Genomic DNA, 24,040 nt, shown 5'->3' with positions numbered 1-24,040 from the left:
AGCTTCGGAAATCATCACCCTTCCGCGCCAAAGGCCGCCCGTTCGTCCCGCTCCTTTTGCGCCTGTTGCCGCTTGGTCGCAATGGAGGCGGCAATCACGCCCATGGTGACCAGAGCAACGAGAATGGTACAGACCGCATTGATCTCCGGTGTCACGCCAAGGCGCACCTGTGAGTAGATCTTCATTGGCAGCGTGGTGGCGCCTGGTCCCGTGGTGAAGCTGGCGATCACCAGATCGTCCAGAGACAAGGTGAAGGCCAGCATCCAGCCGGCAATGACCCCTGGCAGGATGATCGGCAAGGTGATCAGGAAGAAGGTTTTCACCGGCGGGCAGCCGAGGTCTTCTGCGGCTTCCTCGATCGACTTGTCGAAGCCGACCAGACGCGACTGGACGACAACGGCCACATAACAGCTGGCGAAGGTGGTATGCGCCAGCATCACGGTCCAGAATCCGCGCGTATAGTCCATGGCCACGAACAGCAGCAGCAGCGACAGGCCGAGGATCACTTCCGGCATCACAAGCGGCGCGAAGATCATGCCGGAAAACAGAGACCGGCCGACGAAGCGTCCGGACCGTACCAGCACAAGTGCAGCAATGGTGCCGATGATCGTTGCCAGTGTGGCCGACGCAAAGGCAACCCGCAGGGTCACCCAGGCCGCATCGAGCAACTGATCATTCTGCAGCAGCGACGCGTACCACTTGGTGGAGAACCCGCCCCAGACCGTCACCAGACGGCTCTCGTTGAAAGAGTAGATCACCAGCAGCACGATGGGCAGGTAAAGGAACGAAAAGCCTACCACCAGCGAGGTGATGTTGAACCAGGTCGGGCCGCGCGTCATCCGTCTCTCTCCGACATTTTCTGCTGCTGGTTCTGGAAGAGCACGATCGGAACCACCAGGATCATCAGAAGGATCACGGCAACCGCAGAAGACACCGGCCAGTCGCGGTTGTTGAAGAACTCGACCCAAAGCGTCTTGCCGATCATCAGGGTGTTGGACCCACCAAGAAGATCCGGGATGACGAATTCACCGACGGCGGGAATGAACACCAGGAAACACCCCGCGATGACACCGGGCAGCGACAACGGCACGGTGATTTTCCAGAAGGCCTTCCAGGGTGGGCATCCAAGGTCTTCGGCGGCTTCCAAAAGGCTGCCGTCCAGCCGCTCCAGGCTGGCATAGAGCGGCAGAACCAGGAACGGCAGGTAGGAATAGACGATGCCGATAAAGACCGCGATGTTGGTATTCATGATCACCAGCGGTTCGTCGATGATGCCGAGCATCAGGAGAAGCTGGTTGAGCAGGCCTTCGTTTTTCAGGATACCGATCCAGGCGTAGACGCGGATCAGGAAGCTGGTCCAGAACGGCAGGATCACCAGCATCAGCAGCGTCGGACGCAAGGATTGCGGACTGCGTGCCATGCCATAGGCGATCGGATAGCCAATGATGAGCGTCAGAAGCGTTGAAATAGCCGCGATAACAACCGACGACAGATAGGATTTCCAGTAGAGATCGTCTTCTGTCAGCCAGACATAATTCTCGAAGGAGAATTCCGAGACGCTTTCCCAGATACCGTTCCAGCCTTCTGCCAGATCGAAGGTTGGTACATAGGGTGGAATGGCGACGGCCACCTGCGAAAGGGAAATCTTGAAGACGATCAGGAACGGCGCCAGAAAAAAGATCAGCAGCCAGATGTATGGCACCGAAATCAGCAGCCAGCCGCCGAGCGTCCGTTTGGGTTGAGCGGGAACGTGTACTTCGGACATCGTTTCCTCCTACCCTTTTAGAATGACGCCGGCGTCCCGGTCGAAGGACATGACGACCTCGTCATCCCAGGTGATCGGGTTTTCGACCATGCGCGAGACATTGGCGAAGGTCGCGCGCAACGTATCGCCGTCGTCGTCGCCGACTTTCGAATGGATGATCGACATGTCCCCCAGGTAGGCGATGTCCCAGACAACGCCGTCGATCCTGTTGGGGACGCCCTTTTCGCGGCGCCCCTGGGCAATGCGGACCTTTTCCGGACGAATGGCATACCAGACCCGATCGCCGACGGCGGCGTCGGTCACCTGATCACTTTCGATGGAGAAGTTGTCCGCGACCGAACGCAGCTTCGTACCGGCGTCCGACTTCTCGATGACGTTGGCTTCGATCAGGTTGATGTCGCCGATGAAGTCGGCAACGAACTTGGAATTGGGCGCTTCGTAGATTTCGGCCGGGGTTGCAACCTGCACAAGCTCGCCCTTGTCCATGACGGCAATACGATCGGCCACTGTCATGGCTTCTTCCTGGTCGTGGGTCACGATCAGGAAGGTCATTTTCAGTTCTTCCTGAATGTTCATCAGCTCGAACTGGGTTTCCTCACGCAGCTTGCGGTCAAGCGCGCCGAGCGGTTCATCCAGCAGCAGCACCTTGGGGCGCTTGGCGAGCGAGCGAGCCAGCGCGACGCGCTGGCGCTGACCGCCGGAAAGCTGGTGCGGACGACGTTTTGCGAATTGTTCCAGCTTGGTCAGTCGCAGCATTTCGGACACGCGCGCATCAACTTCCGAGGCCGGCAACTTGTCCTGCTTCAGACCGAAGGCAATGTTCTTCTCGACACTCATGTGCGGAAACAGCGCGTAGGACTGGAACATCATGTTGGAGGGACGCTTGAAGGGCGGAATTCCGGCCAGGTCCTGGCCATCCAGAAAGATCTGCCCTGAAGTCGGCGTCTCGAAACCCGCCAGCATGCGCATCAAGGTGGTCTTGCCACAGCCTGAGCCACCAAGCAGCGCGAAAAACTCGCGCTCGTAGATTTTCAGGGACAGGTCTTTGACCGCGGTGAAATCACCGAACTTCTTTGTGACATTCCGGAATTCGATAAATGGTGCCTTGTCCGGATCGTCCCACGGGCTGTAGGCCCGACGCACCGGTCCAATCGATTTCTTCGCCAAAACAATCTCCCACCCCTAAGAGACCTTCCCAAGACTAAATCGCCGGACCCTTGGAAAGGGCCCGGCGGTGTTCGTGTTCGCTTACTGGCCGCTCTTGACCGAGGTCCAGGTGCGGGTCACGACCCGGTTCACCTTCGGAGGATAGGGGGTGACGGTGTAGAGGTTCTTCACCGCTTCCTCGGTCGGGTAGATCGCCGGATCCCCGATCACGTCCTCGTTGAGGAATTCCTGCGACGCCTTGTTGCCGTTGGCGTAGTAGACGACGTTGGAAGCCTTCGCCATCACTTCAGGACGCATGATGTAGTTCAGGAACTCGTGCGCCTCTTCCTTGTGCGGAGCATCGGCCGGGATCGCCATCTGGTCGAACCACATCAGCGCGCCCTCTTTCGGGATCGAATATTCGACGGTCACACCGTTGTCGGCTTCCGCCGCACGGTCGCGCGCCTGCAGAACGTCACCGGACCAGCCAACCGCAAGGCAGATATCGCCATTGGCAAGAGCGTTGATGTATTCGGAAGAATGGAACTTCTGGATGTACGGGCGAACCGACATCAGGAGCTCACCGGCCTTTTCGATTTCCGCCGGGTCCTTGCTGTCCGGATCGAGACCCAGATAGTTGAGGGCAGCCGGGATCAGCTCGGTCGGAGCGTCCAGGATGAACACGCCGCAATCCTTCAGCTTCTCGATGTTCTCCTTCTTGAACAGGAGATCCCAGCTGTCCACCGGCGGGTTGTCGCCGAGCGCGGCCTTCACCTTGTCGACATTGTAGCCGAAGCCGGTGGTGCCCCACATGTAGTTGATCGAGTGCTTGTTGCCCGGATCATACTTGTCGACGCGTGCCTCGATGTCCTTCCACATGTTGGACAGGTTGGTCAGCTTGGACTTGTCGAGTTCAGAGAAAACACCGGCCTGAATCTGGCGGGCCAGGAAGGTTCCGGTCGGAACGACGACATCGTAGCCGGTACCGCCTGCCAGCAGCTTGGTTTCCAGCACTTCGTTGCTGTCAAACACGTCGTAGACAACCTTGATGCCGGTTTCCTTGGTGAAGTCTTCCAGGATGGTCTCGTCGATGTAGTCGGACCAGTTGTAGACATTCACGACCTTGTCCTGGGCGAATGCAGCACCGCTCATCAGGCTGAGAACGGCGACCCCGGTCAACATGGATTTAAACGTCATTTGAGAACTCCCCTCAGAGTTTTGTCAGTGGCCCTTTGATGGCCTAGTGCCTGAATGCAAATGGACATTTGCGCTGTTTGCGTCTTGTCTGTCCCGCAGATTGGCTATGGCGCCGGTTTTTGTCCAGCGTCGATTTTGGGCAGCAGCCGATCACAAATACGTCTGTCGCTCAAGCGATGAGATCTCCCGCCCAAATTCGTTCAGTTCCTCCCGTTTGATCTCGGTAAGTACCTTGTGCATTTCCTTTCCGACCGCCTGTTTCATCAGCTTGGAGGCTTCAAAAGCATCAATGGCTTCGTCCATCCAGGGGGTCAGTCGCTTCTTGCGTTTCTCATACGCATTGCCGGTCACGGGCGCAGGCGGATCCTTTTTCAGCCTGAGGCCTTCCATCATGCCGGCGAGAATGCCCGTCAGCACAAGATAGGGGTTGGCGTCGGCGCCTGCGATCCGGTGTTCGACACGGGCAGCTTCCGGTGTCGAGGCAGGAACCCGCAATGCCACGGAGCGGTTGTCGTAGCCCCAGCAGATGGAGGCCGGGGCATAGGAGCCCGGCTGCATCCGGCGGAAACCGTTGAAGGTGGAAATGAAAAGCAACAGAGCTTCCGGCATGGTCTTCAAAAGACCGTTGATGGCATATCCGAGCCGGTCTGCGCCGGTTTCCGGATCCGCGAACAAATTGCCGTTATCGTCTTCCATGGACACATGCACATGCATGCCGTTGCCGGGCCATTCCACGAAAGGCTTGGCCATGAAGGACGCCTTGAGTTCGTGCTTGCGGGCGACACCTGCCACCAGGCGGCGCAGCATGACAACGTCATCGGCCGCAAGGAGCGGGTTGCGACGATGGTGCAGATTGAGTTCGAACTGGCCGGGCGCGGCTTCGGAAACCGCAGCGTCCGCCGGAATGCCCTGAACCTCGCAGGCCTTCCGCAGATCGTCCACCACCGGCAGCAAGGCCTCCAGGTCGGACAGCGCGTACATGTTCTGGCGGGCAGGGCCGAGATGGGTGGAGAACAACGGCTTGGGCTGCTCCGTCCAGTCGCCGTCACTTTCCTCGAACAGATAGAATTCCAACTCGAAGGCGCAGGTGGCGGTCACGCCGAATTCGTCCTTCAGCCGGTCGACCATGTTTTCCAGAACGTGACGCGGGTCTGCCAGGAACGGATCGCCGTCCCGATCGTACATGGACAAAAGCACCTGGGCGGTCTTGCGGTCGGTCCAGGGAACAAGCTTCAGCGTTTCGGGGATCGGCCAGCAGACACCGTCCTTGTCACCCGTTTCCAGATGCATGCCGGTGGCCTCGACCTCGCGCCCCCAGACATCAAGCCCGTAAAGCGAATAGGGAAAGGCCACGCCGCCCTCGAACACCTTTTCGAGCGCCTTGCCCGGCAACCACTTGCCGCGCAGCACGCCATTGGTGTCGGGCAGAATGACCTCGAGCGTATCAAGATCGGGATGGGCGGCCATGAAGGCCTCGAAGTCCGTCTTCCAGCCGGGCAGCGCCGGATGCTCGAGGATCTGGTGGGGAAGCTCGTTCATTTAGAGTTTTTACGCCCCTGCGTCTTGCTGGACTGAGCCGTCCGCACTCCTGCGGCAGCCGGCAGCTTTTGTTTGCGTCCTTTTCAAAAATGTGATCACTTTCGGAAAACGCTGTCAAGCGGGATCGCATAAATTGACCGTTTGACTTTTTCGGGAGGACGTCTTTGGCCCTTCGGCAATCCGCTTTGCAATCCGGCCCCGTGAAGGAGGCCAGCGGCCCTTCCACGTCCCGTGGTGCAACCCGTGGGCAGGTCGACAATGCCGTCCGGTCCGGGCTGCTTACAGGCCGGTTCATACCTGGAAAAGCCGTGACAATCCGGGGGCTTGCCGCAGAACTTGGCGTCAGCCCGATGCCAGTGCGCGAAGTGTTGCAACGGCTTGCGGCAGAAAACGCTCTCGAGGTGAAACCGAACGGCCGGGTACAGATACCGGACATGACCCCGGCCCGCTTCGACGAGGTGCTGAAAGCAAGGCTGCTTCTGGAACCGGAACTGGCCGAACTGGCCCTGCCGCATCTGACATCCAAGGATGCAAAGGACCTTCAATCGATCGATGACGACATCGACGAGCGGCTCACAAGTGGCGATGCAGAAGCCTACATGCGGCTCAACCACGCCTTTCACTTCCGCATTTACAGGGCGTCCGGATCCAAGGTTCTGCTGCCGCTGATCGACAGTCTCTGGCTACAGTTCGCGCCATTCATGCGCACGGTTTACGGACGGGTCGGCACTGCCAGTCTTGAGGACCGTCACAAGGAAGCCATCCGCGCGATCGAAGATCAGGACGGCCCTGCACTGCGGGCCGCGATCGCGGCCGATATTGCCGACGGCATGGGGCTTCTCGGCAAGGAAATCCTGTCAAATGCATCAGGCGGTTGATCCTTTTTGAAAGCCATGTCATTTTGTGATCACAAAATGATTTCTCCGACCCGGGACAGCCCCATGCAGACAGGCACTTGATAACGCCCCTGTTTGCCGTCCAAATGGCCTTCCCTGCCCCGGCCAAAGTGCCAAAACCATTGGAGCTTCTTGTGACTGCTGAAACGCCTGCCAGCGAAAGCGAAAATCCGATCGACAGCCTGCGCGGCGTTCCCGATGTCGATGCGGCCCGTGACTGGCTCAACGCGCGCAACATCCAGGATATCGAATGCATCGTTCCGGACCTTGCCGGTGTTGCCCGCGGCAAGATGATGCCGACTGGCAAGTTTTTCTCCGGCCCGGTGATGACGATGCCTGCTTCGATCTTCGCGCAGACGATCTCGGGCGATTATCCGGACGACGACGACTGGTTTCAGCACAACCCCATCGACGGCGATCTCTATTTCAAGCCCGACTACAGCACCCTTACCACCGTGCCCTGGGAAAGCGACCCGACCGCGCAGCTGATCCACGACGCCGTCACCCGGCAGGGTGCACCGGTCGAGACCGCCCCGCGCAATGTCTTGAAGCGTGTTCTCAAACTCTACGAGGACAAGGGCTGGGAGCCTGTCGTGGCGCCGGAAATCGAGTTTTACCTCGTCCGTCCGAACACGGATCCTGACTATCCGCTTGAGCCGCCGCGGGGCCGGTCCGGCCGTCCGGAAGTCGGCCGACAGTCCTATTCGATTTCCGCGCTGAACGAATTCGACGACCTGATCGACGACATCTACGACCTGTCGGAACAGCAGGGCCTCGAGATCGACACGATGATCCACGAGGAAGGCGCAGCGCAGATGGAAATCAACCTGCGCCATGGCCAACCGCTGGCCCTGGCCGACCAGGTGTTCCTGTTCAAGCGCACCATCCGTGAGGCCGCGCTGCGTCACGAAATGTATGCCACCTTCATGTCGAAGCCGATGTCGAACCAGCCCGGTTCGGCGATGCATATTCACCAGTCGGTGGTCGACAAGGAAACCGGCCTCAACATCTTCGCGGATGAAAACGGCGAGGAAACACAGGCGTTCCTTTCGTTCATCGCCGGTCACCAGCGGTTTCTTCCGCGGGTCACCTGCATCATGGCGCCTTTCGTAAATTCCTATCGCCGGTTCTCCAAGACCTCGACCGCACCGGTGAATGTCTACTGGGGCTACGACAACCGTACGGTGGGTTTGCGTGTGCCTTATTCCAACGCCCAGGCACGTCGTCTGGAAAACCGGGTACCGGGGTCCGACGTCAACCCGTATCTCGCGATCGCCGCAAGCCTTGCCTGCGGGTACCTGGGAATGGTCCACGGGCTCAAGCCGGATTCGCCGAAATCCGACGACTGCTCGGAACGGTCCAAGTCCCTGCCGCGAGGTCTGCCAGAGGCGCTGGCAAAGTTCGAAAAATCCGACGAGATGATCGAGGTGTTCGGCGAACAGTTCGTCGCCACCTACCGCGCGATCAAATACGAGGAATTTGAAACCTTCATGTCCGTGATCAGCCCCTGGGAGCGGGAATACCTGCTGCTCAACGTCTGATCCCGTCTGTCACTATCCGGAGCGTTCGCCAATGACGGCCCATTCCAACATCTATCCGACCAAGGCCCTTCAGGAGCTCGATGCCGCCCATCACTGGCATCCTTTTTCCGACATGAAGTCGCTGAACCAGGAAGGCAGCCGGGTGATTACCCATGCCGACGGTATCTGGCTGACGGATTCGGAAGGCAACCGGATCCTCGACGGCATGGCCGGTCTGTGGTGCGTGCAGGTTGGCCATGGCCGCAAGGAGATTGCGGATGCGGTCTACAAGCAGATGAACGAGCTGTCCTATTACAACACGTTCTTCAAGACGACCCATCCGCCCGCAATTGCCTTGTCTGAAAAGCTGGCGAAACTGGCACCCGATCACATCAACAGGGTGTTCTACTGCTCGTCCGGGTCCGAGGCCAACGACACCGTGTTCCGCATGGTCCGCACCTATTGGGACAAGATGGGCAAGCCGGACAAGAAGGTGATCATCGGCCGCTGGAACGGCTATCACGGCTCGACGCTTGCCGGCACCAGCCTCGGCGGCATGAAAGGCATGCACCAGCAGGGCGGCCTTCCGGTTCCGGGCGTGCATCACATCGACCAGCCCTACTGGTTCGGTGAAGGCCATGAAATGAGCCCGGAAGAGTTCGGCGTCTTTGCCGCGCGCAAACTGGAAGAAGCCATTGACGAGATCGGCGAGGACAAGGTTGCGGCCTTCATCGCCGAACCGATCCAGGGCGCCGGTGGTGTCATCATTCCGCCGGAGACCTATTGGCCGGAAATCCGCCGTATTCTCGACGAAAGGGATATCCTCTTCGTTTCCGACGAGGTCATCTGCGGCTTCGGCCGTCTCGGCGAATGGTTCGGTTCGACCCACTACGGCATGAAGCCGGACCTGATGCCCATCGCCAAGGGCCTGACGTCCGGCTATCTGCCGATGGGCGGTGTCATGGTTTCCGATCGCGTGGCCGAAGGCCTGATGCTTTCGGGTGAAGAGTTCTACCACGGCTACACCTATTCCGGTCACCCGGCCTGCGCCGCGGCTGCACTCGCCAACCTGGAGATCATCGAGCGCGAAGGCCTGGTCGAGCGCGTCAAGACCGATATCGGTCCCTATCTCAAGGAACGCTGGCTGAAGCTGGGCGATCACCCTCTGATCGGCGAAGCCCGCATGACCGGCCTTGTCGGTGCACTGGAACTGGTGCCGGACAAGAAAAATCCGCACCGACCGTTCAAGGACGTCGGCACGGCCGGCACCATCTGCCGCGACATTTCCTTCGGCAACGGCATGGTCATGCGCGCGGTGCGCGACAGCCTGATCATTTCGCCGCCGCTGGTCCTGACCCACGAGGAGGCGGATATTCTGGTGAAGACCGCCGAGAAAACCCTCGACGAGACCTATCAGGTCCTGAAGCGTGACGGCTGGATAGGCTGACACCGACAGCCGAACCGGTTGCGGGGACGATGAAACATGCGTCATCTTGGCATCGGTTCGGCTTCTCTTAATTTGCTAACATCCGAATATAACCTGATCGGTGATCGAACCGGCTCGGGGTTGGCGTACTGCCTGCCTGAAGGCGGTCCACCTGCAAAATGGTAATTCTGGGTGAGAGGCATTGATGTTCGGACGTGTTTTCAGACTGGGAAAGCGGGATTTCTCATCCCTTTCCGAACAGGAAATCCTGGCGCTTGCGATTTCCTCCGAGGAGGACGATGCCCGCATCTACAAGGCTTATGCCGATGGTCTGCGTGACCAGTATCCGCAATCGGCCAAGGTCTTCGACGACATGGCCGCAGAGGAAAACCAGCACCGGCGGAGACTGATCGAACAGCACCGGGCGCGATTCGGCGAAACGATCCCTCTCATACGCCGGGAACATGTGCGCGGCTATTACGACCGCAAGCCCGACTGGCTGGTGCGCCCCCTCGGACTTGAGAAGGTCCGTGCCATGGCCGAGGAAATGGAGGCGCAGGCCTATCGCTTCTACACCGAAGCTGCCAAGCGCACCTCGGACGCAGGAACCCGCAAGCTACTGGGCGATCTTGCGATTGCCGAGAAAGGCCACGAGAGTCTCGCCCAGCGCCTTGGAGCCAAACACACGCCCGACGACGTGCAGGAACAGGAGCGCCAGACCGAACGTCGGCAATTCATCCTGACCTACGTCCAGCCGGGCCTCGCCGGTTTGATGGACGGCTCGGTATCAACGCTGGCCCCGATCTTTGCCGCCGCCTTTGCGACGCAGGATACCTGGCAGACCTTCCTGGTCGGCCTGTCGGCCTCCGTCGGGGCGGGCATTTCCATGGGCTTTACGGAAGCGGCCCATGACGACGGCGTGCTCTCGGGACGCGGATCACCACTGAAGCGCGGCCTCGCCTCGGGCATCATGACCGCCCTCGGCGGCCTTGGTCACGCCCTGCCCTATCTCATTCCCGAATTCTGGACAGCGACAACTGTCGCCGCATTCATCGTTTTCATCGAATTGTGGGCGATCGCATGGATCCAGAACCGCTACATGGAAACACCGTTTCTGCGGGCGGCCTTCCAGGTTGTCCTCGGTGGTTCGCTGGTCTTCGCGGCAGGCGTTCTCATCGGCAACGCCTAGCAGATCACACGGATCGGAGTTGCCCGGCTTAACGGCCGGCAACTCTCCCTTTCGGCCAGGTCATGCCCTGATCGCAGGCAAGTTTTCACTTTTTTTCGGTCGGCTGTCGGATAAGCTCGCGCCTGCACGTTCCTTGGGTATCAATCCAAGCAACCGGAGGGACCCACATGCTTTTTTCCGTTTTGATTTACGCCAGCGAAGATTTCATTGACGCTCTGCCACCGGAAGAGCTTGCCACCGTTTATCAGAAACACGGCGCCTTTCACGAACACACCAAGACAAACAACTCCTTCGCCGTTGCAACCAAGTTGATGTCGACGGGAACGTCGGTCACGATCAACAAGGACAAGGACGACTTTATTGTCACCGACGGGCCTTTTGCCGAAACGAAAGAGCAGTTCATGGGCTTCTACGTTATCGACTGCCCGACACTGGAGGACGCCATCGAGGCGGTGAAGATCCTGCCGCTGGATCATGGCCGCATAGAAATTCGTCCGGTGGAATTCTTCGAGGGAGCCGATTTCAAGAATGCCGAGCGCCTGGTTATCAGCGCATCTTAGGGCTGCCCGCCCGCGCGTCCTGGCAGCGCTAAACCGCGTCTTCGGCGACATTGACCTTGCCGAGGATGCGTTTCAGGACGCCTCGTTGAAAGCGCTCAAGGCGTGGTCACCCGACCGGATGCCGGCGGATCCGGTTGCCTGGCTGATCATAGCCGGACGCAATGCCGGCATCGATACGCTGCGGAAACGCAAAAAGGAAACCCTCACCGCACCGGATGATCTCGAGCCTCTTCCCGAAGGCCCGCACCCGGAAGACGAGCTGACCCAATCGCTGGATCATGCCGTCTACCGGGACGACATCCTGCGTCTTCTGTTTACCTGCTGCCACCCGGTGCTGCGCCGGGACCAGCAGATTGCCCTTTCCCTGAAAATTGTCGCTGGTCTTGCTGTGGAGGAGATTGCCCGTGCATTTCTGGTACAGGCCAAGACCATGGAACAGCGCATCACGCGCGCCAAGAAACGGCTGCAGGCGGCCAAACTGAGCTATGAGGAGCCGGACAGAACCGCCCGTGCCGAGCGACTTTCCGCCGTAGCCAATGCCATCTATCTGATCTTCAACGAAGGCTATGCCGCGTCACAGGGTGAAGAACTGATCCGCGAGCCCCTGTGTGAGGAAGCGATCCGCCTGGCCCGCCTGATCGTTCGGCTGTTTCCCGAAGAACCGGAACTGCGCGGCTTGCTGGCCCTTTGCCTGATCCAGCATTCCCGCCGCAAGGCCCGGCTGAGCCGGAGCGGCGTTGCCGTAACGCTGGAAGACCAGGACCGTTCGCTTTGGGACCGGAAACTGATCGCCGAAGGCAACATTCTGCTTGAGGCCGCCTTGCGCAAGGCGCGGCCCGGCCCCTTTCAGATCGAGGCAGCCATTGCCTCGACCCACACCCAGGCTGCGACCTACGCAATCACCGACTGGGTCGAGATCGACCGGCTCTACCGTGCCCTGGAACATATCCGGCCATCACCGGTTGTGGCGCTCAACCGCGCCGTGGTCCAGGCAAAGCTGAACGGGGCACAGGCCGGCTTGTGCCGCCTGGAGCAACTGGCTGGCTCTCTGGAGCGCTACCCGAACTTTCACGTTGTCCGCGCTACCTTTATGGAAGAACTGGGCCTGATCGAAGAGGCTCAGGCCGCTTACCGCAAAGCGCTGGAATTTGCGGGAACCGATGTCGACCGCGACCATATCCGCCGGAAGATGAAGGTTTCTGGCGGACAATAGGCCTGTTTCGAGCCTCGTCTTGTTCAGATCCTGCCAGACCAAAATATTTTTTACCCCCCTGTCGGCTCTGCCTGTCGCCCGCCGTCCTCTGATCACCTGGCACTGCCAGGCAATTGTTTTCAACACAGAGGATGAAAGACATGAGCACTCCGTCGCAAACACATGGCGCGTTCAGCTGGATGGAACTTCATTGCGCTGACGGTGCCAAGGCGCAGGCCTTCTATTCCGACCTGCTCGGCTGGGGCACAAAAACCGTGGATGTGGGCGTAGGCCCCTACACCATGATCATGAACAATGAAAACATGATCGGCGGCTTCCCATCCATGGAAACTGAAAGTCCCCGTTGGCTGCCCTATGTGACTGTCGACAGTGTCGATGCGCGTGTCGAAAAGGCCCGTGCGCTTGGCGCAACGATTGCAATGGAACCGATGAGCATTCCAAACGTCGGCCGCATGGCAACGATCGTCGACCCGCTCGGAGGCGTGATCGCGATGATCACATACGAAGAGCCGACAGACGCGTGATTGCGCCTGCCGCTTGAACCTTCAGCAGCCCCGGCCTTGTGCCGGGGCACGCCTGGTGGAATGCGGCCCGCGATAATCTTTCAAAAATTCTGGCTGACGGAGCCACTGATGCAACCGATGACCGTTCTGGCGCTGGTGCGCTTCGTGGTTTTACCGGGAAAGGTTCCGGCACAGTTTTTCCGCGTCAGAGCAGCTTTCCGTGCAGACCGCAAATCAGAACTTGTACCAGAGAAACAGACCGCCATGGCCGTTGACCGCCTCTCCCCGGTCTTCAACGATCGGGCTATCAGCCATGCCGCCGAGAAGCACCGACCCGCCGACGAGGCCACCGACGCCCCAGTTTTCGGTTACGGCAAATCTTGACGAAACATCCACGCTCACATCCCTGAAGCCTGCGTCGGCCTTGTATTCCTTGAGACCGCTTGCGGCCGCGCCTTTTGCGGTCACGGAATAGTAGGCGTCAGCATAGGTGCCGTCGACAAAGGTCGTGGAGACATCAAGGCCGATAGCCAGACGCTGGGTCGCGTTGATTTCGTAACCCAGGCTGAATGTGGCCGTTGTGCCGCTATCGCCGATAACGTCATGGGCAATCTCGACACTGGCACCAAGTGAATCGCGATCAAGCAGCAAACCGGCGTAGCCACCGCCTGCTGTGGCACCAACCCAGAGCTCCTCGTCAACATCGGGCAGCTTGTCGACAACATTGTCGGACACATCCTTGCGGCCCGTGCCGTAGCCAATAAGCGGCCCGGCGTAAAAGCTGTCGAAAGGCAGCACGTTGGCTGTCGCCGTCAATCCGTTGAACTTGACGAAATAAGGCCCCTTTTGCACAGACGCGATGATGCCGGGAACGAAACCGTAGTCCTTGGAGCCCAGATACTCCGGACCGAAGAAGGGACCAGCGCCAACCAACACGCTCCAGTCCTTCTGTTCCTCCCCCATGGCAGGACATGCGACAAGCGCGAGACTTGCAAGGACGGTAGCCCGCACATAACACTTAGACGACATAAGACAACCCTTCTGCATTGCGACCCCAGCAATGTTGTCACTGTCTATATGCGGAATTTTCAGCCGTCAACGAAAATGTTGACAGTGTCTACTTATGGAGGAAACAGGCCTGAGCGACCTGAAATATCACCACGGCAATCTGAAAGAGGCCCTGATCCAGGCAGGGCTGGACATTCTGCGCGAAGATGGACTTGAGGCCCTTTCGCTGCGGGCGTGCGCCGCCCGTGCCGGCGTTTCCCATGGAGCGCCGAAGAACCACTTTGCCAATCTTGCCGTCCTGCAGGCAGCCATCGCGACGGAAGGCTTCCGGCAGTTTGCGGGCACGATGCGCCGGCATATGGCGGATGCGTCCAACGACGCCCGTGAACAGATACTCGCAAGCGCCCGCGGTTACATCGCCTTTGTTGAAGAGAACCCGCATCTGTTCCGGCTGATGTTCTCCATGGAACGACAGATCGACATCTATCCGGAGCTTCAGCCGGCCAGCCGCGAAGCCTATGCGGTTCTAAGGGAGGTCTCCGAAGGACTTTCACCGGAGAATTGCGAGAACCCCGTTCACCGGACTTCCGTTGAAACCATGCTGTGGGCGTTCATTCACGGGTATGCCAATCTGAAGGCAAATCGGCAGTTCTATACGGCCAATGCGGAAACCGGACGTGACCCGGCGCTGGAGGAAATCTTCCCTCAACTGCTTTACCTGACCAGACATAAGGAAGTCTGACGGCCGCCTGTCCGAAAACCCTATACCGCTCCGCAGTGCTCCACGCGGTTCCGGCCGCGCTCCTTCGCCTGGTAGCAAAGCCGGTCTGCTTCCGCCAACAGGGTATCAAGACAGGCTGCATTGTCGTGTTCGACAGCGACGACGCCGAGGCTTGCCGTGACCCGAACCAGTTTTCCGTCTCCTGCGGCAACCGGCTCACTGCAGACGCTTTGCCGAATTTTCTCGGCTTCCGCCACTGCGTCCATGATCTGGCTGTTCGGAATCATGATGGCGAATTCCTCGCCGCCCATACGACCCAGAAGACTGCCTGGCCGCAACGTGCCTTGCACACGACGCACGAAGCTGACCAGTACGGTATCACCGGCGGCGTGTCCGTAGGTGTCGTTGACCGACTTGAAATGATCGAGGTCGACCATCAGCAGGGCAAAGCCGTTCATGCCAAGGGAGAGACTGCGGGAGACCTCCTCGCGGAAGGCGTTGCGGTTGAGCACGTCGGTCAGTTGGTCGTGCGTGGCAAGATATTGCAGACGGACCAGCAACGCATTCCGGCTCTGCGTGACGCAGGACAACATGATAGGCGCCAGTGCAACAAGGGAAATGCCGAGCCGGATGGAAATGAGCGTCATCACGTCGAGTTGCAGGGAGCTGCTGTCACCAAGCCCGTTTGACAGGATGACGAGACCCCACACGCCAATGCACAGCGTCAGTATCGCTGTCGGAAAGACCGGATAGACGACACCACACCACAAGAGCGCCGGAACCGGAAACGCAATGGCGCCAGGTCCTCCGACGACTGCTCCAGCAATACAGGAGATCAGCAGCAGGATCAGCGGTGCGCGTTTTTCCTGCCTCAACCGGGCCAGCAGACCGGAAAAGTCCGGCAACGTTCCTTCCAGCTTCGGTGCCGACAGGATAACCGGCAGAAAGGAGATGTAGTTGACCAGCTCGGTCGTCGACCAGAATATCCAGCCGGGAATGCCCCCCCCGCCGAAGAGGATCGGATTTGCGATGCCCCCGACAACCCCTGCCAGGGAAGCGGCGATAGCCGAAGCCACCGCAAGATGGAGAAGGGCCAAGGGTTGTTGCAGCCGAACGGAGGAAGCAGGCAAGTACTTATAGACCTGATACCCGGCAGCCACCCCAACCATGTTGGCCGCATTCAGCAGCATGGCCTTTTCGAGTGTCGCCCCTGTCAGAAGATCAGCTGCCAGATAGCCTACGGCAGCAGCAACCCAGCTCTGCCAACAACCCGATTTCGGCACACGGACCAGCAGTCCGAGGAGGATTGCGTTGGCCGGCCAGACTGCTGCCAGGAACCCGGTCGGCCGGGTAAGAATGCCGAAGATGCAAGCCAGGAACACCACCAGACCCAGCAAGAACGGTACGCGCATTTCAGGCCTTGCGACCCGGTCCAGGACACCACCCTTTCCGTATAAATTTGCGACCAATTTTCTCTCCATCTGCGACAGCTCGAATTAAGATAATTCAGGCATTCGCCGTCGGACGTTCCGCAATTTCCCGAAGTGCGTCCCTGGTTTCGGAAGGTTTCGGCAACCGAATCCGTTGATCCCTCTGAGGCATGGTGAGGGTGTTTATCTAACGAACCAATAAAAACACAAGCACAAAGTATGCATTAACTTCCGGAGCACGGATGTTTTGCATTAAGTTCACGTGGAGCGTTGACTTGGATTAGGCTGAACGACGTGCGGCATCACGAAAAGACCACGACGCCATACCAGCCACCGGCTTAGAGAACCGTGTGCCGCAGACCGCCGTTGACTTGCAGGATCTCACCCGTCATTCCGCCGGAAAGATCACTGAGCAAATAGGCAGCAGCTCCGGCAACTTCCTCTGCAGTGACACCGCGGCGCAGGAACGACTGCCGCGAGAGAACTTCATGAACCTTGCGGAAGTCGGGCAGGACGCGCGATGACGTGGTCGGGACCGCGCCGGCGGAAACACCGTTCACACGGACATTCTCATGGCCAAGTTCCGCCGCAAGCGCCCGCACGGAGTGTTCCAGGGCAGCCTTTGCGACACCCAGGACCTCGTAGCCGGGCACCACGCGCTCACCGCCCAGAAAAGTCAGGGCAACAACGGATCTGAGGTTCGGGTTGCGCCGCTGCACCTCCCGCACCAGGGCTATGAAGGCATAACAGCTGGTGCTGATCGTCTTCAGAAAGTTCTCTTCGCTCGTCCCCAGCAGACCGTTCTGTCCGGCTTCGCCGATGTCGGTCTTGGCCAGGCAGAACACCATGCCGGTCAGGTCGGTCAGATCGTCAATCGCGTCGATGGACTGCGGATAGTCCAGGAAGCGGATGTCGTGATGTGGCGTTTTGGCAGACAGCTTTTCCGGCCGGCGCGACGTCAGCACGGTTTCCCAACCGTTCTGATACATGTGCTCGCCGATTGCCAGGCCGAGCGATCGCTTTGAACTGACCCCGACCACAAGCACCTTGTTGGTCTTTACTGCGGGCTTCCTCAGATCGAAGAGCGTTTCGAGGGTGCGAGTGACGGCCATTGAGCGACATTCCTGCTGAGGACCGGAACCGGCCTGCGGTATTGGATTTCGGGAAACAATTGGCAATGCCCCGGTATCCCCGTTTCGACGCCACATTGCCTCGTGCGCCAGTGCCGGTTCGCCGGCAAATCACTTTGCCGCCAGACCATATGACGTATAATAAGTCAGTCTTGTGACAATGCGATTCACAGCCTGTAACCGGATGTTTCAATCCACTGACGAACTGCATTCCGGTTGCTGACACAAACTGGACGGGCAAAACGCTTGCCGTGGTTCGGTTTCACCTTTTCCTTCGACAGCAAATGACCTTGGGCAAGCACTTGTAGTCTTTGGCGATGCCGACGGCCTCTTGCAAGGATCGCCGATCGCAAACAAATAGGGACCCCGCCTTGCGAGGTCCCCTGAAACGCTCGTTCGAATTTTGTGCGGCCGGCCTATGACCATTGTCGCAAGACGGGCAGGCCCGATCCGCTTACTCCGCGGCGACCGCCAGATCCCGGTGGGAGCGGCGCGCCCACGGGCGTGTTCCTTCCGGGATTTCATCGACCGTGCCGACCGGCTGCAGATATTTGGTTACTTCGGGCCATTCACCGGCCTTCAGAGCTTTCAGCACTTCCGGCTTGGAGATCTCGAACGTCGACACACCGCAGCGGCGTGCCAGCGGCACCTGGTCGAGAATGTATTTCCCGAGCGCGCGGATATCACCCTTGTAGCCGATCTGCTCACGCAGGATGCGGGCTGCGGAAAAGCCGCGGCCATCGGAAAAGCTCGGAAAGTCGACGGCAACCAGTGCCAGCCGGTCGAGATAATTTTCGATCAGCTCGACATCGTCACCAGCCTCGACGATGACGGCGGTTTTGCCGTCTCGTGCCAGATATGCATCCGGGTCGATGAGAAACACGGTCATCGGTACAAGCGCATCGCCTTCGACAGCAGTGCCGGTTTCGGCATCTGTCCGCACCCAGCTTTCCTCGACGAAATCGCCGTCCTTGAAAATCGTTGCCATTCTTTGCGTCCTCAAAATCCTCTATCGGCAGCGGTCAGATACCGCTGCCGTCAACTTCCTTGCCATGGGTCGGCCAGTGAATGCCGCACTCCGTCTTGTCCTGGCCACGCCAACGTCCAGCCCGGGGGTCCTCGCCGGGGGCAACCTTGCTGGTGCAGGGCAGGCAGCCAATCGAGGGGTAGCCTTGCGCCACCAGCGGATGCGGCGGCAGATCATGGGTCTTGGCATAATCCAGAATTTCGGCAGCCGTCCAGTCCGCCAGCGGATTGACCTTCACCCGGCCTTCGTCGATTTCGAAGAACTCCAGGCTGGAGCGACTTGCGCTCTGGAACCGCTTGCGGCCGGAAATCCAGGCTTCGAACCCGTTCAAGGCCTCGGCCAGCGGCACCACCTTGCGGATATGGCAGCAGGCGTCGGTATCGCTCATCCAGAGCATGCCCGCGGGATCTTCCCTGGAGAGATCGTCCTTGTTCGGCTTCTGGGTGCGGACATCGGTCAGGCCGAGCTTCTCGATCAGCTCATCACGATAGAGCAGCGTGGCCGGAAACAGTTTGACCGTGTCCACGAAAACGACCGGCGTCGACGGGTCGATCTGGGCAACCATATGCAGGAGCACTGCGGAATCGGCCCCGAAGCTGGAGACCATGGCAATGCCACCGGCGAACTGGTGGCGGATGGCCGCCCTCAGGACGTCGTCCGCGGTTGCATCCTCGAACTGGGCATTGAGTGCGGCGACTTCCGCCTGCAAGCCCAGCTCCGGGTCAACACCTAGGCTGAATGTCTCATGCAGCGCCATAAAGGGCCTCCTTGAAGGGATCCTCCCCAACCCGGCGATAGGCTTCCAGGAAGGTCTCTTCTTTGCCGTTCCGCAGGCCGAGATAGGTATCGACCAACTTCTCGATGGCATCGACCACTTCTTCAGACGAGAAGCCGCGGCCGACGATTTCACCAATGGACGCGTTTTCGTTGGCGGAGCCGCCAAGCGTCACCTGATAGAATTCCTCGCCCTTCTTCTCCAGGCCGAGAATGCCGATGTGGCCGACATGGTGGTGACCACAGGCGTTGATGCAGCCGGAGATCTTGATCTTCAGCTCACCGATCTCGGCCTGCCGTTCCGCAGCACCGAAGCGTTCGGAGATCCGCTGCGCAACCGGAATGGAGCGGGCGGTTGCCAGGGCGCAATAGTCCATGCCCGGGCAGGCGATGATATCGGTGATCAGACCGGCATTGCCTTCCGCGATACGCGCGGCCACCAACTCGTCGAACAGCGCCGGCAGGTCGTCCAGCTTCACATGCGGCAGGATCACGTTCTGCTCGTGACTGATGCGGATCTCGTCATGACCGTATTTCTCGGCAAGGTTCGCGATCACATCCATCTGCTCATCCGACGCATCACCGGGGATGCCACCGATCGGCTTCATGGACAATGTGACGGAGGTATAGCCAGGCACCCGGTGCGGGTTGAGGTTATGCGCCGTGAACTGGGCAAACGCTGCATCCGCCGCCTTGCGTGTTTCAACGGCAGCCGAGGTCGCATTGCCCACTTCCAGCGGAGGCGGAGCGAAATAGGCCTCGATGCGGCGCACCTCCTCATCCGGCAGGCGCAGGACCCCGAAGCGGATCTTTTCGAATTCGGCCTCGATATCCGCCTTCAGTTCGTCCAGCCCGGTTTCATGGACCAGGATCTTGATGCGGGCCTTGTACTTGTTGTCGCGGCGGCCGTAGCGGTTATAGACGCGCAGGATCGCTTCCGAGTAGGCAAGCAGATCTTCCTCGGGAAGGAAGTCGCGCACCTTGCGGCCGATCATCGGCGTACGGCCAAGTCCGCCGCCGACGAAGACCACGAACCCGATCTCACCGGCATCGTTGCGTGCGAGCTGCAGACCGATATCGTGAACCTGGACGGCAGCACGGTCGTTCGGTGCGCCTGTGATGGCGATCTTGAACTTGCGCGGCAGGAACGAGAACTCCGGATGCAGCGATGACCACTGGCGCAGGATTTCCGCATAGGGGCGCGGGTCGGCGATCTCGTCGGCGGCAGCGCCGGCGAAGTGATCCGCGGTCACGTTTCGAATGCAGTTGCCCGACGTCTGGATGGCATGCATCTCGACTTCTGCCAGCTCTTCCAGAATCTTCGGCGTATCTTCCAGTTTCGGCCAGTTGAACTGGATGTTCTGGCGCGTGGTGAAGTGGCCGTAGCTCTGGTCGTACGTGCGGGCGATATGGGCAAGCTTGCGCATCTGCCGGCCGTTGAGCGTGCCATAGGGAATGGCAACGCGCAGCATGTAGGCATGGAGCTGCAGATAGAGACCGTTCATCAGGCGCAGCGGCTTGAACTCGTCCTCGGAAAGTTCGCCAGCCAGACGGCGGCGGACCTGGTCCTTGAACTGCTCGGTACGCTGGTTCACGAAGCTCGCGTCAAATTCGTCGTAACGGTACATGTCTCAATCTCTCCTCAGCGGGCGCTGCCATGGAAGGCGCTGCCCTGCCCTTCATTGTTGTTTCAGGCGGAAACCGCCTGGGCCTGCTTGCCCAGTTCCGGGTGGGTGGTCGGGCCGGTTGCCCGGATCTTTTCGCGCAGGCGCACCGGTACGATGACGCCCTCTTCCACGGTAACGTCCATCTCGTAGACACCAACGACTTTCTGGTTCTTCTCGGCCTCAAGACCTTCGGCCAGGGCTGCCGCGACCGCGTCCTTGCCGTCATAAACCTTAGCCAGCGTAATGCGCTCGACCCAGGAACCGTTTTCCGCGAGCCAGACAACATCGCCGTTCAAAAGGCGGTTGGCGGTGATGACTTTCATGTGCGTCCACTCTCTTCAAGTTCAGGCGGCTACAACCCGGGCGGCGAGCTGCGGCGCCAGGGGTTCGGCCTTGTCCATTGCGGCATGGCCCACGGCCTCGCCGATCACGATCAGAACCGGTCCGTCGATCTCCGCGCGGTTCGACAGCACCGCGAGTTCGGACAGGGTTCCGGCAAATTGGCGTTCGTCCGGGTGTGCCGCATTCTCGATCACGGCAACCGGTGTTTCAGGTTTCAGGCCCGCGCCGATCATCTTCTCGGCAACGGCAGCCGCCACGGTTCGACCCATGTAGACAGCCACCGTCGCGCCCTTGAGTGCCAGCCCAGCCCAATCCGGCAGGGTTTCGGACTTGGCATTGTGGCCGGTAGCGAAAACCAGGTTGGAGGCGACACCGCGCAACGTGAGCGGGATCTGGGCTGACGCTGCAGCGGCGAAGGCTGCCGTGACGCCTGGAACAATTTCAAAGCCGATACCAGCTTCGCGAAGCGCTTCCATTTCTTCCGCCGCACGGCCAAAGATCATCGGATCTCCAGCTTTCAGACGCACGACTTTCAAGCCCTTGCGGCCAAGCTCGACCAGGAGCTCGGAAATTTCGGACTGCGGCACGGAATGAGCGCACTTACGCTTGCCCACGGAAATGCGCTCCGCATCGCGGCGGCCCATGGCAACGACATTTGCCGGCACCAGCGCATCGTGAACGATGACGTCGGCTTCCTGCAGCAGACGCTGCGCGCGCAGGGTCAACAGGTCTTCCGCGCCCGGCCCGGCACCGACAAGCCAGACAAAACCGGGCTCGTCCGCCATCGAATTCAACAACCGCTGTGCCTCGGAACGGGCGACATCAGCCTTGCCTGCATAGAGATTGGTTGCGACCGAACCGGAGAAGAAGCGCGCCCAGAAACTGCGGCGCAGCCCCCCGTCGCGGATCACCTTGGTTGCGGCATCGCGGAAACTTTCGGCAAGACGCGCCAGCTCGCCGGTCGAACGCGGCAGCATGGCTTCAATGCGCGCGCGGATGTGGCGCGACAGGACAGGACCGACACCGGTCGAGGTTATCGCAACGGCGATCGGCGCGCGATTGACCAGCGCACCGGTGTAGAAGTCGCACAGTTCCGGCTTGTCGACCGCATTGACCGGAACGCCCTGCGCCCGTGCCGCATCGACAACAGCCTTGTCGAGGTCCCAGTCTTCGCGCGCGGAAAAGACCAGAGCGGCGTCCTTCAGATGACCAGGCTGGAAATCCTCGGCAAGATGCTCGGTCTCGAAGAGGTCAATAGCCTCCTGCAGATCCGGTTCGACAATTTTGGAAACGACGACGATCCGGGCGTTGGTTTCCCCCAGGAGACGAACCTTTGCAGCAGCTTCACCGCCGTGCCCGACAACGAGCACACGCCGGCCGGCAACCTTCATAAAGGCCGGAAACACGTCGAGCCGGTCTTCCGGCTTTTTCAGTGTTTTCAGAGTATCGCCACCACGGCTAGTCATCGTCAGGGTCTCCAGTCCCAGTTTGATGGGTCTAATGTAATCGGCAGCCCATGCCTGCGCCGGGCACCGGATTTCAAAGCTGGAAACAGAAGCGGAATAGTTTTTTGCAATCCTCTGATTTGGCCAATTTCAATTCCCGGCGGCCGGTCAGAGTGATTTTTGCGAGGAAAAATTTCCAACGGGCCTGGTCCGATTGAAAGAGTTTTTCTCCTGTTCCAACGGGCAGTGAACACCCCGTTCAGCCGTCGTTTGCGACGGCATTCAACCTTCCGGGCAAGCGTGCGTCATTCTTGATGCCGCAAAGGAAATCACTTAGCCTTTCCAGACGGCTGGGACACGGCCGCTGTGGCATCAGAGGGGGTATGATGCGTCTTGTTTATTCATTGGTTGCCGCCGGGGTTTCCGCAGGTCTTTTGCTCTTCGGGAGCTTCGGAACTAGCCATACAGCCGTTGTTGAAAACTTCCAAAGCGGCGGCTGGAATGGCAGTGCCTTCACTGATGATCAGACCGGCGCATTTTCGACCTGTGTCGCGTCCGTGAGCTACCACAGCGGCATCACGCTATATGTCCAGCTCGACACCAACTACAACTGGGCCATCGGCTTTTCGGCGCTTCAGTGGAACATGAAGGTCGGCGCGGATATTGCGCTTCAGTATCGCATCGACCGGGGCGCCTGGCAGAGCGGCGTTGCCAAGGCGACGTCGAAGAATCTGGCGCGCATGCAAATGCCGAGAGGCGGCTACATCATCACCCGATTTCGCCGCGGACGGACACTTTACGTTCGAGATGGCACCTACAATTACGAATTCCGCCTGACAGGCACCTCTCGCCTGATGGCACGTCTTGCCAAATGCGTGGAGCAGAACATCGCACGGTACGGTGCGGTACCCATTGCCGGCGCTGCAGGCGCCAGCTCTCAAGGTGGCCTCGGACATTCCGCCCCCACCAAGGACGAAGCGGCGGCGTCCAGTTCGGCGACCGACCCGCAACTTGCCATCGAAGCGACCCAGGCCCTGTTCAACCTGATGGGCAGCGCAGGTCTTTCCGGGCTAAAGCTTGTTCCCGACGGACAGCGCGAAGAAGACCTGAACGGCCTTCATGCCGTTGCCACCAACGACGCACGCACGATTGTGGCGCACATTTTTCCGGCGGGTAGCTACCAGTCGGAAGAAGAACTGATGTCGCTTATTGTTGCCGACAGCCAGAAGAAATGCGCGGAAGGCAAATTCACCTCAGGTTCCGAACGGATCAACGAAAACGGCAAACCGATCTATACAAGTTACGCCAACTGCGAAACGGGCGACTTCCAGTTGATCGAGCGGGTCGCCATCGCAAAGCGCAAGGCGGGCGGGGTCTTCATTTACGGCGTGGCGGATACTTACGTCGGCGAAGGCGGTGGCGCACCGGTTTCTCCGCCTGAACTAACGGATCCGGATCTCTACTCGGCAATCGCAAACGCTGCGGAGTAAGGCAAAACGAGCAGCCCAGATCACCGACCACAAGTCGGCTGTTCACCTGAGT

Annotated in this window: 22 protein-coding genes; 9 read left to right on the top strand and 13 right to left on the bottom strand. The window is 59.5% G+C overall.

Annotation, left to right across the window (positions count from 1 at the left end; genetic code table 11):
• Positions 1 to 14 precede the first annotated feature (14 nt).
• The 5 genes from J7447_RS19200 to J7447_RS19180 all read right to left on the bottom strand — a co-directional run bounded on the left by J7447_RS19200 (position 15) and on the right by J7447_RS19180 (position 5,647).
• A complete protein-coding gene (locus J7447_RS19200) occupies positions 15 to 839 on the bottom strand; it encodes an ABC transporter permease subunit (protein WP_023002185.1) in 825 nt (274 codons plus the stop codon).
• Positions 836 to 1,765, bottom strand: coding sequence for an ABC transporter permease subunit (locus J7447_RS19195; protein ID WP_209170588.1), 930 nt, complete (start codon positions 1,763 to 1,765; stop codon positions 836 to 838). Before J7447_RS19195 ends, J7447_RS19200 begins: the two co-directional genes overlap by 4 nt.
• A gap of 9 nt (positions 1,766 to 1,774) precedes the next feature.
• Positions 1,775 to 2,932, bottom strand: coding sequence for an ABC transporter ATP-binding protein (locus J7447_RS19190; RefSeq protein WP_152508445.1), 1,158 nt, complete (start codon positions 2,930 to 2,932; stop codon positions 1,775 to 1,777).
• A gap of 81 nt (positions 2,933 to 3,013) precedes the next feature.
• On the bottom strand, positions 3,014 to 4,108 hold the full coding sequence (locus J7447_RS19185; protein WP_031269801.1) for a polyamine ABC transporter substrate-binding protein: 1,095 nt from the start codon (positions 4,106 to 4,108) through the stop codon (positions 3,014 to 3,016).
• A 150-nt stretch (positions 4,109 to 4,258) separates the two neighbouring features.
• Positions 4,259 to 5,647 carry a glutamine synthetase family protein gene (locus tag J7447_RS19180; protein ID WP_023002189.1) on the bottom strand — a complete coding sequence of 463 codons (1,389 nt, stop codon included), beginning with the start codon at positions 5,645 to 5,647 and terminating at the stop codon, positions 4,259 to 4,261.
• 200 nt (positions 5,648 to 5,847) lie between these two features.
• Here J7447_RS19180 and J7447_RS19175 point away from each other — a divergent pair, with 200 nt between their 5' ends.
• From J7447_RS19175 to J7447_RS19145, 7 genes are all read left to right on the top strand, one after another.
• Positions 5,848 to 6,525, top strand: a complete 678-nt coding sequence (locus tag J7447_RS19175; protein WP_023002190.1) for a GntR family transcriptional regulator — start codon at positions 5,848 to 5,850, stop codon at positions 6,523 to 6,525.
• A 152-nt stretch (positions 6,526 to 6,677) separates the two neighbouring features.
• Positions 6,678 to 8,084: a glutamine synthetase family protein gene (locus tag J7447_RS19170; protein WP_031269805.1), complete on the top strand. Its 1,407-nt coding sequence runs from the start codon at positions 6,678 to 6,680 to the stop codon at positions 8,082 to 8,084.
• A 31-nt stretch (positions 8,085 to 8,115) separates the two neighbouring features.
• Positions 8,116 to 9,510: an aspartate aminotransferase family protein gene (locus tag J7447_RS19165; protein WP_023002192.1), complete on the top strand. Its 1,395-nt coding sequence runs from the start codon at positions 8,116 to 8,118 to the stop codon at positions 9,508 to 9,510.
• Positions 9,511 to 9,694: 184 nt separating this feature from the next.
• Positions 9,695 to 10,678 (top strand): iron exporter MbfA, encoded by a 984-nt coding sequence (gene mbfA, locus J7447_RS19160; protein ID WP_023002193.1) that lies wholly within the window; start codon positions 9,695 to 9,697, stop codon positions 10,676 to 10,678.
• 167 nt (positions 10,679 to 10,845) lie between these two features.
• Complete coding sequence (locus J7447_RS19155) at positions 10,846 to 11,238, top strand: YciI family protein (RefSeq protein WP_023002194.1); 393 nt, start codon at positions 10,846 to 10,848, stop codon at positions 11,236 to 11,238.
• Positions 11,207 to 12,451: an RNA polymerase sigma factor gene (locus J7447_RS19150; RefSeq protein WP_209170587.1), complete on the top strand. Its 1,245-nt coding sequence runs from the start codon at positions 11,207 to 11,209 to the stop codon at positions 12,449 to 12,451. Before J7447_RS19155 ends, J7447_RS19150 begins: the two co-directional genes overlap by 32 nt.
• 140 nt (positions 12,452 to 12,591) lie before the next feature.
• Positions 12,592 to 12,975: a VOC family protein gene (locus tag J7447_RS19145; RefSeq protein ID WP_031269808.1), complete on the top strand. Its 384-nt coding sequence runs from the start codon at positions 12,592 to 12,594 to the stop codon at positions 12,973 to 12,975.
• Positions 12,976 to 13,188: 213 nt separating this feature from the next.
• On the opposite strand, the gene J7447_RS19140 is transcribed toward J7447_RS19145, so the two are convergent.
• Entirely contained in the window at positions 13,189 to 13,983 is a 795-nt protein-coding gene (locus J7447_RS19140) for a MipA/OmpV family protein (protein WP_209170586.1), read from the bottom strand.
• A 94-nt stretch (positions 13,984 to 14,077) separates the two neighbouring features.
• Here J7447_RS19140 and J7447_RS19135 point away from each other — a divergent pair, with 94 nt between their 5' ends.
• Positions 14,078 to 14,704, top strand: a complete 627-nt coding sequence (locus J7447_RS19135) for a TetR/AcrR family transcriptional regulator (protein ID WP_209170585.1) — start codon at positions 14,078 to 14,080, stop codon at positions 14,702 to 14,704.
• A 20-nt stretch (positions 14,705 to 14,724) separates the two neighbouring features.
• On the opposite strand, the gene J7447_RS19130 is transcribed toward J7447_RS19135, so the two are convergent.
• From J7447_RS19130 to cysG, 7 genes are all read right to left on the bottom strand, one after another.
• Entirely contained in the window at positions 14,725 to 16,152 is a 1,428-nt protein-coding gene (locus J7447_RS19130) for a sensor domain-containing diguanylate cyclase (protein WP_209170584.1), read from the bottom strand.
• A gap of 299 nt (positions 16,153 to 16,451) precedes the next feature.
• Complete coding sequence (locus J7447_RS19125) at positions 16,452 to 17,225, bottom strand: SDR family oxidoreductase (RefSeq protein WP_023002200.1); 774 nt, start codon at positions 17,223 to 17,225, stop codon at positions 16,452 to 16,454.
• A gap of 472 nt (positions 17,226 to 17,697) precedes the next feature.
• Positions 17,698 to 18,231 (bottom strand): DUF934 domain-containing protein, encoded by a 534-nt coding sequence (locus tag J7447_RS19120; protein ID WP_209170583.1) that lies wholly within the window; start codon positions 18,229 to 18,231, stop codon positions 17,698 to 17,700.
• A gap of 34 nt (positions 18,232 to 18,265) precedes the next feature.
• Complete coding sequence (locus J7447_RS19115; RefSeq protein ID WP_023002202.1) at positions 18,266 to 19,027, bottom strand: phosphoadenylyl-sulfate reductase; 762 nt, start codon at positions 19,025 to 19,027, stop codon at positions 18,266 to 18,268.
• Entirely contained in the window at positions 19,014 to 20,672 is a 1,659-nt protein-coding gene (locus J7447_RS19110; protein WP_023002203.1) for a nitrite/sulfite reductase, read from the bottom strand. Before J7447_RS19110 ends, J7447_RS19115 begins: the two co-directional genes overlap by 14 nt.
• Positions 20,673 to 20,734: 62 nt before the next feature.
• Positions 20,735 to 21,034, bottom strand: a complete 300-nt coding sequence (locus J7447_RS19105; RefSeq protein WP_055657573.1) for a DUF2849 domain-containing protein — start codon at positions 21,032 to 21,034, stop codon at positions 20,735 to 20,737.
• A gap of 21 nt (positions 21,035 to 21,055) precedes the next feature.
• Positions 21,056 to 22,519: a siroheme synthase CysG gene (gene cysG, locus J7447_RS19100; protein ID WP_209170582.1), complete on the bottom strand. Its 1,464-nt coding sequence runs from the start codon at positions 22,517 to 22,519 to the stop codon at positions 21,056 to 21,058.
• 362 nt (positions 22,520 to 22,881) lie between these two features.
• Here cysG and J7447_RS19095 point away from each other — a divergent pair, with 362 nt between their 5' ends.
• Positions 22,882 to 23,988: a hypothetical protein gene (locus J7447_RS19095; RefSeq protein WP_209170581.1), complete on the top strand. Its 1,107-nt coding sequence runs from the start codon at positions 22,882 to 22,884 to the stop codon at positions 23,986 to 23,988.
• Positions 23,989 to 24,040 lie beyond the last annotated feature (52 nt).

This window comes from Labrenzia sp. R5_0 (genome assembly GCF_017743835.1).
GTDB classification, from domain to species: domain Bacteria; phylum Pseudomonadota; class Alphaproteobacteria; order Rhizobiales; family Stappiaceae; genus Roseibium; species Roseibium algicola.
Note: the sequence above shows the minus strand (reverse complement) of the source record. Positions and strands in the feature narration are given on the sequence as shown.

Bases quoted from the DNA above. Each gene is read 5' to 3' on its own strand.
- J7447_RS19200 (WP_023002185.1), bottom strand. From the start codon at position 839: ATGACGCGCGGCCCGACCTGGTTCAACATCACCTCGCTGGTGGTAGGC.
- J7447_RS19195 (WP_209170588.1), bottom strand. From the start codon at position 1,765: ATGTCCGAAGTACACGTTCCCGCTCAACCCAAACGGACGCTCGGCGGC.
- J7447_RS19185 (WP_031269801.1), bottom strand. From the start codon at position 4,108: ATGACGTTTAAATCCATGTTGACCGGGGTCGCCGTTCTCAGCCTGATG.
- J7447_RS19180 (WP_023002189.1), bottom strand. From the start codon at position 5,647: ATGAACGAGCTTCCCCACCAGATCCTCGAGCATCCGGCGCTGCCCGGC.
- J7447_RS19165 (WP_023002192.1), top strand. From the start codon at position 8,116: ATGACGGCCCATTCCAACATCTATCCGACCAAGGCCCTTCAGGAGCTC.
- mbfA (WP_023002193.1), top strand. From the start codon at position 9,695: ATGTTCGGACGTGTTTTCAGACTGGGAAAGCGGGATTTCTCATCCCTT.
- J7447_RS19155 (WP_023002194.1), top strand. From the start codon at position 10,846: ATGCTTTTTTCCGTTTTGATTTACGCCAGCGAAGATTTCATTGACGCT.
- J7447_RS19150 (WP_209170587.1), top strand. From the start codon at position 11,207: ATGCCGAGCGCCTGGTTATCAGCGCATCTTAGGGCTGCCCGCCCGCGC.
- J7447_RS19145 (WP_031269808.1), top strand. From the start codon at position 12,592: ATGAGCACTCCGTCGCAAACACATGGCGCGTTCAGCTGGATGGAACTT.
- J7447_RS19140 (WP_209170586.1), bottom strand. From the start codon at position 13,983: ATGTCGTCTAAGTGTTATGTGCGGGCTACCGTCCTTGCAAGTCTCGCG.
- J7447_RS19135 (WP_209170585.1), top strand. From the start codon at position 14,078: ATGGAGGAAACAGGCCTGAGCGACCTGAAATATCACCACGGCAATCTG.
- J7447_RS19125 (WP_023002200.1), bottom strand. From the start codon at position 17,225: ATGGCCGTCACTCGCACCCTCGAAACGCTCTTCGATCTGAGGAAGCCC.
- J7447_RS19120 (WP_209170583.1), bottom strand. From the start codon at position 18,231: ATGGCAACGATTTTCAAGGACGGCGATTTCGTCGAGGAAAGCTGGGTG.
- J7447_RS19115 (WP_023002202.1), bottom strand. From the start codon at position 19,027: ATGGCGCTGCATGAGACATTCAGCCTAGGTGTTGACCCGGAGCTGGGC.
- J7447_RS19110 (WP_023002203.1), bottom strand. From the start codon at position 20,672: ATGTACCGTTACGACGAATTTGACGCGAGCTTCGTGAACCAGCGTACC.
- J7447_RS19105 (WP_055657573.1), bottom strand. From the start codon at position 21,034: ATGAAAGTCATCACCGCCAACCGCCTTTTGAACGGCGATGTTGTCTGG.
- cysG (WP_209170582.1), bottom strand. From the start codon at position 22,519: ATGACTAGCCGTGGTGGCGATACTCTGAAAACACTGAAAAAGCCGGAA.
- J7447_RS19095 (WP_209170581.1), top strand. From the start codon at position 22,882: ATGATGCGTCTTGTTTATTCATTGGTTGCCGCCGGGGTTTCCGCAGGT.